At 73.1% G+C, this 12,721-nt stretch carries 15 protein-coding genes; 7 read left to right on the plus strand and 8 right to left on the minus strand.

The window, feature by feature from the left end:
• Window positions 1–96: 96 nt before the first annotated feature.
• The gene (locus ACIF8T_RS30785; RefSeq protein ID WP_400039480.1) at window positions 97–1,071 is read right to left on the minus strand and encodes a tetratricopeptide repeat protein; all 975 of its coding nucleotides are present in this window, start codon (window positions 1,069–1,071) and stop codon (window positions 97–99) included.
• Between the two features lie 258 nt (window positions 1,072–1,329).
• On the opposite strand from ACIF8T_RS30785, the gene ACIF8T_RS30790 reads away from it, so the two are divergent.
• Complete coding sequence (locus ACIF8T_RS30790; protein ID WP_400039482.1) at window positions 1,330–1,956, plus strand: TetR/AcrR family transcriptional regulator; 627 nt, start codon at window positions 1,330–1,332, stop codon at window positions 1,954–1,956.
• 84 nt (window positions 1,957–2,040) lie between these two features.
• Here the strand turns inward: ACIF8T_RS30790 and ACIF8T_RS30795 are convergent, their stop codons facing one another.
• The gene (locus ACIF8T_RS30795; RefSeq protein WP_400039483.1) at window positions 2,041–3,741 is read right to left on the minus strand and encodes a methylmalonyl-CoA mutase; all 1,701 of its coding nucleotides are present in this window, start codon (window positions 3,739–3,741) and stop codon (window positions 2,041–2,043) included.
• A gap of 96 nt (window positions 3,742–3,837) precedes the next feature.
• Between ACIF8T_RS30795 and ACIF8T_RS30800 the strand changes: the two genes are divergently transcribed.
• Window positions 3,838–4,179 (plus strand): DUF3817 domain-containing protein, encoded by a 342-nt coding sequence (locus ACIF8T_RS30800; RefSeq protein WP_400039485.1) that lies wholly within the window; start codon window positions 3,838–3,840, stop codon window positions 4,177–4,179.
• A 30-nt stretch (window positions 4,180–4,209) separates the two neighbouring features.
• Here ACIF8T_RS30800 and ACIF8T_RS30805 read toward each other — a convergent pair whose 3' ends face one another.
• The 4 genes from ACIF8T_RS30805 to ACIF8T_RS30820 form a co-directional block, all read right to left on the minus strand.
• A complete protein-coding gene (locus tag ACIF8T_RS30805; protein ID WP_400039486.1) occupies window positions 4,210–4,689 on the minus strand; it encodes a hypothetical protein in 480 nt (159 codons plus the stop codon).
• Between the two features lie 161 nt (window positions 4,690–4,850).
• Window positions 4,851–5,360: a MarR family winged helix-turn-helix transcriptional regulator gene (locus tag ACIF8T_RS30810; protein WP_400039487.1), complete on the minus strand. Its 510-nt coding sequence runs from the start codon at window positions 5,358–5,360 to the stop codon at window positions 4,851–4,853.
• Window positions 5,361–5,539: 179 nt separating this feature from the next.
• Window positions 5,540–5,833, minus strand: coding sequence for an MTH1187 family thiamine-binding protein (locus ACIF8T_RS30815; protein WP_175523195.1), 294 nt, complete (start codon window positions 5,831–5,833; stop codon window positions 5,540–5,542).
• Window positions 5,830–6,174 carry a DUF3817 domain-containing protein gene (locus ACIF8T_RS30820; RefSeq protein ID WP_400039488.1) on the minus strand — a complete coding sequence of 115 codons (345 nt, stop codon included), beginning with the start codon at window positions 6,172–6,174 and terminating at the stop codon, window positions 5,830–5,832. The genes ACIF8T_RS30815 and ACIF8T_RS30820 overlap by 4 nt, the downstream gene beginning before the upstream one ends.
• Window positions 6,175–6,347: 173 nt before the next feature.
• Between ACIF8T_RS30820 and ACIF8T_RS30825 the strand changes: the two genes are divergently transcribed.
• From ACIF8T_RS30825 to ACIF8T_RS30840, 4 genes are all read left to right on the plus strand, one after another.
• Window positions 6,348–6,980, plus strand: coding sequence for an AIM24 family protein (locus ACIF8T_RS30825; protein ID WP_400039661.1), 633 nt, complete (start codon window positions 6,348–6,350; stop codon window positions 6,978–6,980).
• A gap of 1 nt (window position 6,981) precedes the next feature.
• Complete coding sequence (locus ACIF8T_RS30830) at window positions 6,982–7,632, plus strand: AIM24 family protein (protein ID WP_400039489.1); 651 nt, start codon at window positions 6,982–6,984, stop codon at window positions 7,630–7,632.
• Entirely contained in the window at window positions 7,629–8,429 is an 801-nt protein-coding gene (locus ACIF8T_RS30835; protein ID WP_400039491.1) for an AIM24 family protein, read from the plus strand. Before ACIF8T_RS30830 ends, ACIF8T_RS30835 begins: the two co-directional genes overlap by 4 nt.
• A gap of 116 nt (window positions 8,430–8,545) precedes the next feature.
• Window positions 8,546–9,022 (plus strand): MarR family winged helix-turn-helix transcriptional regulator, encoded by a 477-nt coding sequence (locus ACIF8T_RS30840; RefSeq protein ID WP_400039492.1) that lies wholly within the window; start codon window positions 8,546–8,548, stop codon window positions 9,020–9,022.
• A gap of 98 nt (window positions 9,023–9,120) precedes the next feature.
• On the opposite strand, the gene ACIF8T_RS30845 is transcribed toward ACIF8T_RS30840, so the two are convergent.
• Together ACIF8T_RS30845 and ACIF8T_RS30850 are read right to left on the minus strand one after the other, a co-directional pair.
• Window positions 9,121–10,515 (minus strand): sensor histidine kinase, encoded by a 1,395-nt coding sequence (locus ACIF8T_RS30845; protein WP_400039494.1) that lies wholly within the window; start codon window positions 10,513–10,515, stop codon window positions 9,121–9,123.
• Window positions 10,512–11,234, minus strand: a complete 723-nt coding sequence (locus ACIF8T_RS30850; protein WP_400039496.1) for a response regulator transcription factor — start codon at window positions 11,232–11,234, stop codon at window positions 10,512–10,514. Before ACIF8T_RS30850 ends, ACIF8T_RS30845 begins: the two co-directional genes overlap by 4 nt.
• 116 nt (window positions 11,235–11,350) lie before the next feature.
• Here ACIF8T_RS30850 and ACIF8T_RS30855 point away from each other — a divergent pair, with 116 nt between their 5' ends.
• Window positions 11,351–11,947, plus strand: coding sequence for a PepSY domain-containing protein (locus ACIF8T_RS30855; protein WP_400039498.1), 597 nt, complete (start codon window positions 11,351–11,353; stop codon window positions 11,945–11,947).
• Window positions 11,948–12,721: the final 774 nt, after the last annotated feature.

The following is a 12,721-nucleotide window of genomic DNA, read 5'->3' on the forward strand; positions in this document are numbered from 1 at the left end:
CGCGGCCGCAGTGGCCCTTCACGGACCGTGTTCTCCCTCGCGTCCCACCGGTCCGGCGGAGGGCGGCCGCCCCGGGGAAGGGGGCCGCCGTCCTGCTCAGAACAGGGCGCGTGCCAGCGCCCGGCGCGCCGCGGTCACCCGCGGGTCGTCGGCGCCGACCACCTCGAACAGCTCCAGGAGCCGCACCCGTACGGCGTCCCGGTCGTCACCCGCGGTGCGCCTCACGGTGTCGATGAGCCGCCCGAAGGCGTCCTCGACGTGACCGCCCACCAGGTCCAGGTCGGCGGCGGCGATCTGCGCCTGCGCGTCGCCCGGCTGCTCCGCGGCGGCCTTGCGCACCTGCTGCGGGTCGAGCCCCTGCACCCGCTGGAGCAGTTCGGCCTGCGCGAGGCCCAGCTTGGCCTCCTCGTTGCCGGGGTCCTCGCTCAGCACGTTCTTGTACGCCTGGACGGCACCGCCCAGGTCCCCCGCGTCCAGCGCCCGGACGGCGGCCTCCAGCAGTGCGTCGTACGGCCCCTCCGGCACGCTCTCGGCGGCGGGGCGGGCGCCCGGCTCGGCCTCCGGGTCGACGACGAGGCCGGTCAGGCCGAAGCGCTGCTCGGCGACCGCGACCAGCTGGTCGAGGGTCTCGCGGATCTGCGCCTCCCCCGCGGCGCCCTGGAAGAGCGGCAGGGCCTGGCCGGCCACCACCGCGAAGACGGCCGGGATCCCCTGGACGCCGAACTGCTGCATCAGCATCTGGTTGGCGTCGACATCGATCTTGGCGAGGAGGACGCGCCCGTTGTACTCGACGGTGAGCCGCTCCAGGACGGGGCTCAGCTGCTTGCAGGGCTGGCACCACTCGGCCCAGAAGTCGATGACGACCGGGACCTCGGTGGACCGCTGGAGGACGTCGCGCTCGAAGGTGGCCTCGCTGACGTCGATGACGAGATCGGCCGGGGAGACGCCCCCGGTCCCGCCCTGCCGGGCCGCTTGGGCGCGCGCCTGCTCCGCCTTGGCCTTGGCCTCCTGGGCCGCCTTCACCGCGGCGAGGTCGACGACTCCGCTCATGGACATGTTCCGTGGCTGCATGCGTCTATCCTCCCCCGTCCTGCGCGCGTGTGTGAAAAACGGCGTGAAAGCCGGGCCTGCCGCGTGGTGTTCGGCGCCGGGTCCCCACCCCACGCCGTCTGTGGTCGTCGCTCGGGCACGTCGGTCGCACGTGCTTTCGCTACGGGTCGTAGCGTAATGGCACGGGGGGCCGCCGGGACACCGGTCTCCGGTGATCTCCCTCACGGCCGCGCCCGAACGGCCGGTTCCCGCCGGACGGTGCCCGGATAAGGTCGGGGGATGCACCGCCGCACCCCCGCCGTCCGCGCTGGCCGTCCGCGCAGCGCCGCCGCCGACGCGGCGATCCTGGCCGCGACGCGCGAGGCCCTGGTGGAACTGGGCTGGTCCAAGCTGACGTTGGGCGACGTGGCGGCGCGCGCCGGGGTGGCGAAGACGACCCTCTACCGCCGCTGGGCGGGCAAGAACGAGCTGGTGGTGGACGCGGTCGCGGAACTCTTCGACGAACTGCGCCTGCCCGACCGCGGCAGCCTCGCCGCCGACATCGAGGGCGTGGTCCTGCAGTTCGCGGCGATCCTGGCCCGCCCGGAGGCGAAGAGCGGGCTGATGGCGGTGGTGGCGGAGTCGACCCGGGACGACGCCCTGCGCGAGCGCATCCGCGCCTCGATCGTCGAGCGCCAGAAGCGGCTGGTCCTGGAGGGCCGGGCGCGGGCCCAGCGGCGCGGCGAGCTGCCGCCCGAGGACGACCCCGCGACGGCGGCCCGCACGGCGGACCTCATCTTCGACATGGTGGCGGGCGCGGTGGTGCACCGCACGCTGGTGAGCGCGGAACCGGCGGACGAGGAGTGGGTGCGCGGTTTCGCGCGGGTGCTGCTGCTGGGGCTGGCCGGGGCGAGCGGACCCGCGTAGGGGCGGCGGACGGCCCGGTACGCGTGCGGGGGCGGCGGGCCGGTCGCCCCGCCGCCCCCGGCACACCGCCCCGGCTCCGGGGCGCTAGAAGCCGGCCGGCTCCGTGTACACGCCCCACTCGTCCCGCAGCACCCCGCAGATCTCGCCGAGCGTCGCCTCGGCCCGTACGGCCTCCAGCATGGGCTCGATCATGTTGGCCTCGGACCGGGCCGCCGCCACCATCGCGTCGAGCGCGGCGCGCACCCGGGCCTCGTCCCGGGCGGCCTTCCGCTCGCGCAGCACGCGCACCTGCTCGCGCTCGACCTCGTGGCTGACCCGCAGGATCTCCAGGTCACCGGTGACGGAGCCGGTGTGGCAGTTGACGCCGACGACCTTCTTGTCGCCCTTCTCCAGCGCCTGCTGGTAGTGGAACGCCGACTCGGCGATCTCCCCGGTGAACCAGCCGTCCTCGATGCCGCGCAGGATCCCGGAGGTGACCGGCCCGATCGGGTGCTGTCCGTCGGGGTGCGCCCGCAGCCCCCGCTCCTTGATCCGGTCGAAGATCTTCTCGGCGTCGGCCTCGATCCGGTCCGTCAGCTGCTCGACGTACCACGAACCGCCCAGCGGGTCCGCGACGTTGGCGACCCCGGTCTCCTCCATCAGCACCTGCTGGGTGCGCAGCGCGATCTCGGCGGCCTGCTCGCTCGGCAGCGCCAGGGTCTCGTCGAGGGCGTTGGTGTGCAGCGAGTTGGTGCCGCCCAGCACGGCCGCCAGCGCCTCCACCGCGGTCCGCACCACGTTGTTGTACGGCTGCTGCGCGGTCAGCGAGACGCCGGCCGTCTGCGTGTGGAACCGCAGCCACTGCGCCTTCTCGCTCTTCGCGCCGTACACGTCGCGCATCCAGCGGGCCCAGATGCGGCGCGCGGCACGGAACTTGGCGATCTCCTCGAAGAAGTCCACGTGCGCGTCGAAGAAGAAGGACAGCCCGGGCGCGAAGACGTCCACGTCCAGCCCGCGGCTGAGCCCCAGCTCGACGTAGCCGAACCCGTCGGCCAGCGTGTACGCCAGCTCCTGCGCGGCCGTCGCCCCGGCCTCGCGGATGTGGTAGCCGGAGACGGACAGCGGCTTGTAGGCGGGGATGCCGGCCGCGCAGTACTCCATCAGGTCGCCGATCAGGCGCAGGTGCGGCTCCGGCTGGAAGAGCCACTCCTTCTGGGCGATGTACTCCTTGAAGATGTCGGTCTGCAGCGTGCCGTTGAGCACGGCGTGGTCGACGCCCTGCCGCTCCGCGGCGACCAGGTACATGCAGAACACGGGCACGGCCGGCCCGCTGATCGTCATGGACGTCGTCACGTCGCCGAGCGGGATGTCCCGGAACAGCACCTCCATGTCGGCGGCCGAGTCGATCGCCACCCCGCAGTGCCCGACCTCGCCCAGCGAGCGCGGGTCGTCGGAGTCGCGCCCCATCAGCGTCGGCATGTCGAAGGCGACCGAGAGCCCGCCCCCGCCGTTGCGGAGGATCATCTTGTAGCGCTCGTTGGTCTGCTCGGCGTTCCCGAACCCGGCGAACTGCCGGATGGTCCACGTACGCCCGCGGTAGCCGGTCGGGTACAGCCCGCGGGTGAAGGGGAACTCCCCCGGCCACCCGATCCGCTCGAACCCCTCGTACCGGTCCCCGGGCCGCGGCCCGTACACCGGCTCCACGGGGTCCCCGGAGAGCGTGGTGAAGTCAGCGTCGCGCTTCCGCGCGCCGTCGTACCGGGCCTGCCACCGACGGCGGCCCTCCTCTATGACGTCAGCGTCCATGCCTCCGAATTTACTAGGACGTCCAAGTAAATGCCTAGGGGTACGGGGCCGGACGTGCGCGCGGAGTGCCGGGGCGCACCGGTTACGCTCGACGCCATGAAGAAGAGCGTCCTGACCCGGTACCGGGTGATGGCTTACGTCACCGCCGTCCTGCTGATCCTGCTGACGGTGGGCGTCATCGGAAAGCGCCTGCTGGGCCTGGACGGGTTCGACGGGTTCGTCACGGTGGTCGGCATCGCCCACGGCTGGCTGTACGTGCTGTACCTGATCTTCGCGTTCGACCTCGGCAACAAGGCGAAGATGCCGGTCCCGCGGCTCCTGTGGGTCCTGCTCGCCGGCACCGTCCCGACCGCCGCCTTCTTCGTCGAGCGCCGCGTGACCCGCGAGGTGGAGCCGCTCATCACGGGCGGCACGGCCCCGAAGCCCGCCGCGGCCTGAACACCGCCGCCCACCACGGCGGGCGGCGGCTCACCTGGTGATGTAGTGGCACTGGACGGCGCGGAGCTTGCCGTTGACGTGGAACTTCGCACACGCCTTGCCGTACTTCGGCAGCATCCGCGCCCCGGCCCGCCGCAAGGGGTCGCCCTTGCACTCCGGACGGGTCGCACCACGCGACGTCCGGTACGTCCGGTTGTCGGTGTCCGCGTAGGAGAAGTCGATCCTCCAGTTGCAGAAACTGGAGAACGCCGCGGCGAGACCGGCGCAGTCGACGCCCGCGAGCTGGCTTTCGATGCGCTTGCCCGAACCCTTGATGCTGTGGGTGAAGAAGCAGCCGACGGGCACCTTGACCCCCATGCCGCGGACGTCGTACTCGAACGTCCCGATCGCCGTGCTCCCGGTGGCACTGGCGTGCGCCGGCCCCGCAGCGCCCAGCGTCACCACAGCGGCGAACACGGCGGCGCTCCCGGCCGCCAGTACGGCGCGAGCGCGTTCCCGAACACTTAACACGTGCCTCTCCCTGTGCTCAGCAGATCCGGACGGCGATCGTCCGGATCTTGTCCGGCTGACAGGATGGCAGGCAGAGCACGCGACGCCCCCCGTCTACGCGCGTCACTCCCGGGCACACCACCGGCAAGCGGTAGCCGCCCGCCGGTCATTGACGGGTGGGGTCACTCGTCCGTGAAGTCGCCCGCCGCGATCCGCAGCGGGCGCAGCATCGCGAAGATCTCCGCGCACTCCTCCGCGTCGTAGCAGCCGAGGCCGAAGTCCATCGCCATCAGGTCGCGGGTGGCGGCCTCGACGACCTCGCGGCCCTTGTCGGTGATGGTGGCGAGCGTGCCGCGGCCGTCGTTGGGGTTGGGCCGCTTGGCCACCAGGCCGGACCGCACCAGGCGGTCCACGGTGTTCGTCACGGACGTGGGGTGCACCATGAGCCGCTCACCGATCTTGGACATCGGCAGTTCGCCCGACTTGGAGAAGGTGAGCAGCACCAGCGCCTCGTACCGCGCGAACGTCAGCCCGTACGGCTTGACCACCGCGTCGACCTCCGCGAGCAGGATCTGCTGCGCGCGCATGATCGAGGTGATCGCGGCCATCGACGGGACGTTTCCCCAGCGCTGCTTCCACAGGTCGTCGGCGCGGGTGATGGGGTCGAAGGAGAGACTGAGGGGCTTCGGCACGCACCCGACCTTACCGGCCGGTCATATGCCGGTCAGCCCTGTCTCGCCCTTCGGTCCGGGACGGTTCTCCCGCCGGCGCCCGGCGACGGCCGCCGGCGTCGGGGAGGCGCCGGAGAAGGGGCCGGGCAGGGGGCGGCCCGAGCCGCGCCCCTGCCCGCGCCGGCGGCACTCGCCCCCGGCTACTCGGCGAGATACCGCTCCACGGTCTCCACCTTGGACGTGAGCCCGTCCGTCACCCCGGGGCGGATGTCCGCCTTGAGGACCAGGGACACCCGCGGGGCCCGCGCCTCGACCGCGGCGACGGCACGCCGGACGACGTCCATGACCTCGTCCCACTCGCCCTCGATCGAGGTGAACATCGCGTCGGTGCGGTGGGGCAGCCCCGACGCGCGCACCACGCGGACGGCGTCGGCGACGTACTCCCCCACGTCCTCGCCGACGCCCAGCGGCGTCACGGAGAAGGCGACGATCATGCCTTCACGACCCCTTCCCGGCGGGCGCGCGAGGCGATGACCGCGTCCTCGGTCTCCCGGCGCAGCCGGCGGTCGGCGAAGAAGCCGCCGGCGGGCAGCACGGAGAGGACGAAGTACAGGGCGGCGGTCCCCAGCGGCCACTTGGCGCGGTTCCAGGCGTCCGCCCAGAAGACGACGTACAGGACGAACAGCACGCCGTGGACCATGCCCATCACCGGCACGGCGTTGAAGTCCGTGGTCCGCTTCAGTACCGAGCAGACGAGCAGCAGCAGGAACGAGATCGCCTCGGGGCCCGAGACCAGGCGGAGGCGACGGAGGGCGGTGGCGGTCTTGAGGTCCACGGATCACCTTCGGAGGGAGAGACGGCGGTCGGCTTGTGAACGCGCGCACAAGCGTTCCCCCATTGTGGCAAAGGCGGCCCCCGGGGATGCGCTCAGGGTCCGCTCGGGGTTCCGCTCCACCCGGAGGACCTGTGCGCCGGCCCGCCCGGCGGGCTACCTTCACAGGCGTGGCGATGTTCCGACTTCAGAGCAGCAAGGTGCTCGCCGTCGACATGACCGGGGACGCCGTGAAGGCGAAGAACGGTGCGATGGTGGCGTACGACGGCGAGATGGCCTTCAAGAAGCTCAGCGGCGGCGGCGAGGGCATCCGGGGCATGGTGACCCGGCGGCTGACCGGCGAGCAGATGACCTTGATGGAGGTGAAGGGGCGGGGGACCTGCTGGTTCGCGGACCGGGCCTCCGAGATCAACCTGGTGCGGCTCCAGGGCGACACGCTGTACGTGGAGTCGAGCAACCTGCTCGCCACCGACGGCGGGCTGCGCACCGGCACCAGTTTCACGGGCCTGCGCGGCGCCTCCCAGGGCAACGGGCTGTTCACCACGACCGTGGAGGGCCAGGGGCAGGCGGCGATCGTCTCGGACGGCCCCGCGGTGGTGCTGCGGGTCAGCCCCGCGTACCCGCTGACCGTCGACCCCGGCGCCTACGTGGCGCACCAGGGGAACCTGCGGCAGTCCTTCCAGTCCGGTGTGACGTTCCGCACGTTGCTCGGGGAGGGCGGCGGCGAGGCCTTCCAGATGCGGTTCGAGGGGGACGGGCTGGTGTACGTGCAGCCGAGCGAGCGGAACACGATCGCGGGGGACGTGTGACATGACCTTCCGGGAGATCAACGCGAAGATGGTCGAGGCGACCGTGGCGCCCGGGCAGCGGCTGTTCAGCCAGCGCGGCGCGATGCTCGCCTACCGGGGCGAGGTCGCCTTCACCCCCAACACGGCCGGCGGCCAGGGCGGGGTGATGTCGATGATCGGCCGCCGGGTCGCGGACGAGGACACCCCGCTGATGACCGTCGAGGGCAGCGGCACGGTCCTGTTCGGGCACGGCGGCCACCACGTCCACGTGATCAACCTCGCCGGCGACACCCTGTACGTCGAGGCGGACCGCCTGCTGGCCTTCGAGGGCACGCTCCGGCAGGGCACGATGTTCCTGGGCTCGCAGGGCGGGGTCATGGGCATGGTCCGCGGCCAGGTCACCGGCCAGGGACTGTTCACGACCACGCTGCAGGGCCACGGCGCGGTCGCCGTCATGGCGCACGGCGGCGTCTTCGAGATCCCGATCACCCCGCAGCGCCCGGTGCACGTCGACCCGCAGGCCTACGTCGCCCACCACGGCGACGTCCGCAACAAGCTGTCCACGGCGCTGGGCTGGCGGGACATGGTGGGCCGCGGCTCCGGCGAGGCGTTCCAGCTGGAGCTCAGCGGCAGCGGTGCGGTGTACGTCCAGGCCTCGGAGGAGAAGCTGTGAGCACCTACGGAACGCCGGCCGCCGGCCCGGCGGTCTTCGACCCGGCGACCCTGCCCGCCGACGACAACGTGAACCCGTACGCCTTCTGCGTGGAGCTCAAGGGGAGCCAGTGGTTCCTGCAGAAGGGGAAGATGATCGCCTACTACGGGACGATCGACTTCAACGGCGTCGGACACGGCCGGCTCGACCGGCTCGTGCGCACCTCGTTCCATTCGCCACTGCACGCGAGCGACTGGGTGGTGGCCGAGGGCTCGGGCAAGATGCTCCTCGCCGACCGGGCCTTCGACGTGAACTCGTACGACCTCGAAGACGGCAATCTGACCATTCGCTCGGGCAATCTGCTCGCTTTTCAGCCAAGTCTGTCGCTGAAGCAGTCGATCGTGCCGGGTTTTCTGACGCTGATCGGAACCGGGAAGTTCGTCGCCGCATCTAACGGCCCGGTGGTGTTCATGGAACCCCCGGTCCGGGTGGACCCGCAGGCGCTCGTCGGCTGGGCCGACTGCCCCTCGCCGTGCCATCACTACGACCACGGGTACATGACCGGCGTCATGGGCGGTCTACGTGCGCTGACGGGGCTCGGCGGGGCCTCCGGGGAGGAGCACCAGTTCGAGTTCGTGGGGGCCGGCACGGTGCTGCTGCAGTCGTCCGAGACGCTGATGCCCGAGCAGGCCACGGGTGCGGTTCCGCCGCACGCCGGCGTGCCCGGCGGCGGGGTGCCCGGAGGTCAGGGGCAGCAGCCCGGGGGACCGCGCCTTCCCGGACAGCTGGGAGACCTCCAGCGTCGCTTCGGGCTGTGAGCGGTAGTCTGCGGAGTGTGACATCGAACGCCTGCGCACCACCGCCGCCCCACCGGCGTGCGCCGTCACACCACCCTCATTAGTTCGCCTTTCAACTTCTTAGGTAGACTTCATTCATGGAGACCGAGACGGCCACCCGCTGGCTGACCGATGCGGAGCAGTGCGCCTGGCGCACCCACCTGGAGGTCAACCGGTTGTTGACGTACCAGCTCGAAAAAGACCTGCAGCCGTTCGGCCTGACGATGAACGACTACGAGATCCTGGTGAACCTCTCGGAGTCGGAGGACCTGCGGATGCGGATGAGCGACCTGGCCTCCGCCACTCTGCAGTCCAAGAGCCGCCTCTCGCACCAGATCACGCGCATGGAGAACGCGAACCTGGTCCGGCGGGAGAACTGCGAGTCGGACCGCCGGGGCCTGTACGCGGTCCTCACCGAGCACGGCATGGACACCATGAAGAAGGTCGCGCCCCACCACGTGGCATCGGTGCGCAGGCACTTCATCGACCTGCTGTCCCCCGAGGCGCTCACCGAGCTCGACAAGTCCCTCAAGCCCGTCGCGCAGCACCTGCGCGGCCAGCGCGGCCGCCCGTAGCCCGGCCGCCGCCCAGGGGCTGCCGTTCGGATCAGGTCGCGGGGAATCGGCTGCAGGTCGTCGGCGCCGCGTCCGCGGCGTGACCCGGACGACAGCCCCTAGGCGAGCGGCAGGCGGAGCTCGAACAGGGCGCCGCCCGCCGGCGCGTCCCCGGCGGTGAGCGTGCCCCCGTGCCGTACGGCGACGTCCCGGGCGATGGCGAGCCCCAGTCCGGCGCCGCCGTCGTCCCGGCTGCGGGCCGCGTCCAGCCGGACGAACCGCTCGAAGATCCGCTCCCGGTCGGCCTCCGGGACCCCGTCCCCGTCGTCGGACACCCCGACCACGGCCCAGCCGCGCTCCCGCCGGACGGTCACGGCGGCCGCCGACCGGGCGTGCCGCTGCGCGTTGTCGAGCAGGTTGGCGAGCACCCGCCCGAGCTGCCCCCGCGATCCGGCCACCTCCGCCTCCTCGGCGTCCACGGTCACGCCCGCGCGCCCCGCGGCCTCCTCCCGCGCCAGCGCCGCGAGCTCCACCCGGGCGGCCGGGGCGGGCCGCTCCCCCGCGTCCAGGCGGGCGAGCAGCAGCAGGTCCGCGGCGAGCCGCTGGAGCCGTACGGTGTCCTCGACCGCGCCGTCGAGGTCGAGCAGCTCGGGATGGGCGGCGGCCACCTCCAGCTGGGTGCGCAGCGAGGCGATCGGGCTGCGCAGCTCGTGGGAGGCGTCGGCGACGAAGCGGCGCTGCCGCTCCACGGAGGCCTCCAGGGCGGCCAGCGTCTCGTTGGTGGTGCGGGCCAGCCGGGCGACCTCGTCGTGGGTGTCCGGCTCCGGCACCCGGCGCGCCAGGTCCTCGGAGGCGGTGATCGCGGCCATCTCCCGCCGGATGCCCTCCACCGGGCGCAGCGCGCGGCGCGTCACCAGCCAGGTCACCCCCGCCACCACGCCGAGCAGCAGCGGGAACCCGATGAGCATCACGGTCAGCGCGGTGCGCACGGCGCCGTGCTCGGCGGCCAGCGGGGCGCCCGCGTAGACGGTCAGCAGCCCGCTGTCGTGGGTCTCCACCTCGACGGCGGCGAAGCGGTAGTCCTGCGTCGTGCCGTCGACCGTCGCCGAGCCGTTGGTGAAGGTGGTCTCCTCGCCGATCTCCCCGGGCTCCAGCGCGTCACCGTCGTCGCCGCCGCCGCCCGGTCGCGCCGCCGCCGGCCTGACCGCCCCGGTGGCCGTGCCGCTGATCCGCTCCAGGTCCTCCCCCGCCGCGACCAGCGTGCCGTCCTCGGTGACGACCTGCACCGGCGTGTGGTCGTCGTCCAGCCCGGACAGCTGGTCGTACGGCGTGCGCGCGGCGAGCTCGGCGGCGACGGCCCGCGCGGAGCGCTCGGCCTGGGTCCCGGCCTCGCCGATCAGGTTCGTCCGCAGCGACAGCAGCACGGCCGCCCCGGCCGCGACGAGCGCCACCGCGACCACCAGGGTGGCCCCGAGCGTCGCCCGCGCCCGCACCGACCCGAACAGCCGGCTCACGGCGCCGTCTCCAGCCGGTACCCGGCCCCGCGCACGGTCCGGATGAGCCCCGCCCGCAGCTTCCGCCGCAGAGCGCTGACGTACACCTCGACGATGTTCGGATCGCCCTCGTACGCGAAGTCCCAGACGTGCTCCAGGATCTCCGCCTTGGACACCACCTCGCCGGCCCGCACCACGAGCTGCTCCAGCACGTCGAACTCCTTGGCGGTCAGGCCGACCTCCGCCTCGCCCAGGAAGACCCGCCGGGCCGCGGTGTCCACCTTGAGGTCCCCGTGCACGTGGACCGGCGAGGCCCCGGCGCCCGGCCCGCGGCGCCGCAGCAGCGCCTTGATCCGGGCGACGAGCACGACGTACGAGAACGGCTTGGTCAGGTAGTCGTCCGCGCCCGTGTCGAGCCCCTCGGCCTCGTCGTACTCGCCGTCCTTGGCGGTGAGCATCAGGATCGGCACGTCGTGCCCGGCGGCGCGCAGCGCGGCGCAGACCCGGTAGCCGTTCAGCCCGGGCAGCATGATGTCGAGGACCACCAGGTCGTAGGAATCCTCCGAGGCCCGGTGCAGCCCCTCCCGCCCGTCGTGGACGACGTCCACGGCGAACCCCTCGGCCGTCAGGCCCCGGGCCAGCGACAGGGCCAGCCGTTTCTCGTCCTCGACGATCAGGAGCCGGAAGGGGCGGCGCGAGGCGCCTCCGGCGGGGTGGTGGTGGGTGACGGGTGGGCGCATGGGACCAGGGTCGCAAAGGCAAGCTGAAGATCCCTTCAGGCGGTTTCAGCTTGCCCTCAGCGTCGTTCGGCGAGAGTCGTACCTGTCGAAAAGGAAACGACCCGGGAGGAAACCGCATGAAGCGCAACATCGTGATCGCCGCCGTGACCGCCGCCGCGCTGATCGGAGGCGGTACGGCCACGGCTCTCGCGGTGGCGGACGACGACGGGGACGACACGGCGCGGCAGACGGCGCAGGCCCGGCCGTCGGACGACGACGACGGCGCGGAGGAGGCCGCCGAGCGGCGGGCCCGCGCCGACGTGTCCGTCACGGCGCCCGAGGCCGTCGCCGCCGCCCTGAAGCACGCACCGGGCACGGCGGTCTCCGCCGAGCTGGACGACGAGGACGACGGCGGCGGGGTGAGCTGGCAGGTCGACGTCCTCGGCGGCGGCGACACCTGGCACAGCGTCCGGATCGACCCGGGCACCGGGAAGGTCCTCGGCGCGGAGAAGGAGCGGGAGGACGACACGGCGGAGGTGCGGGCGGCACTGAAGGGGACGTCCGTGACGGCCGCGGAGGCGGCGCGGGCCGCCGCGGGCAAGGGCACGGTGACCTCCGTCGACCTGGAGGAGAGCGGCTCCCCGGCCTGGGAGGTCGAGACGGGTGCCGACCGGGAGTGGCGGGTGGACGCGAGGACGGGCAAGGTCACGGCGGACCGCTCCGACGAGGACTGACCGCCCCGCGACGCCGCCACCGAGGCCGGACGCACACCGCGCCGCGAGGCACCAGCGGGATCGGGCGCGCACCGCGCCGCGGGGTGCCAGCGGGGTCGAGGCGCACACCGCCTCGCGACGCCACGGCCGAGGCCGGGACGCACACCACCCCGCCAGGCACCGGCGGGGGCGGGACGCACACCGCGCCGCGAGGCACCGGCGGGGTCGGGGTGCGCACCGCGCCGCGAGGCACCGGCGGGATCGGGGCACACACCGCCCCGCGACACCGCCACCAAGGCCGGACGCACACCGCGCCGCGAGGCACCGGCGGGATCGGGCGCGCACCGCGCCGCGGGGTGCCAGCGAGGTCGAGGCACACACCGCCCCGCGACACCGCCACCGAGACCGGACGCACACCGCGCCGCGAGGCACCAGCGGGATCGGGCGCGCACCGCGCCGCGAGGCACCAGCGGGATCGGGCACACACCGCCCCGCGACCCCGCAACCGAGGCCGGGACGCACACCACCCCGCCGGGCACCAGCGGGATCGGGGCACACACCGCCTCTCGGGCCACCAGGCCGAGGCCGGGATGCACACCGCCCCGCCAGGCACCAGCCCGAAGGCAAGACACACACCGCCCCGCGGGCTACCGGGCCGAAGGCGGAACGCGGCGCGGCCCGGCGGAGTACCGCCCGCGCCCATCCGCGCCGCCCCGGCGGCACGGGTGGGCGCGGCTCGCGGCCGGCCGGCGTCAGCCGCCCGGTCCGACCGCCGCAGGCGTCCGCCCGACCGCC

The sequence above is a fragment of the Streptomyces sp. NPDC085946 genome (assembly GCF_044540485.1).
Classification (GTDB): domain Bacteria; phylum Actinomycetota; class Actinomycetes; order Streptomycetales; family Streptomycetaceae; genus Streptomyces.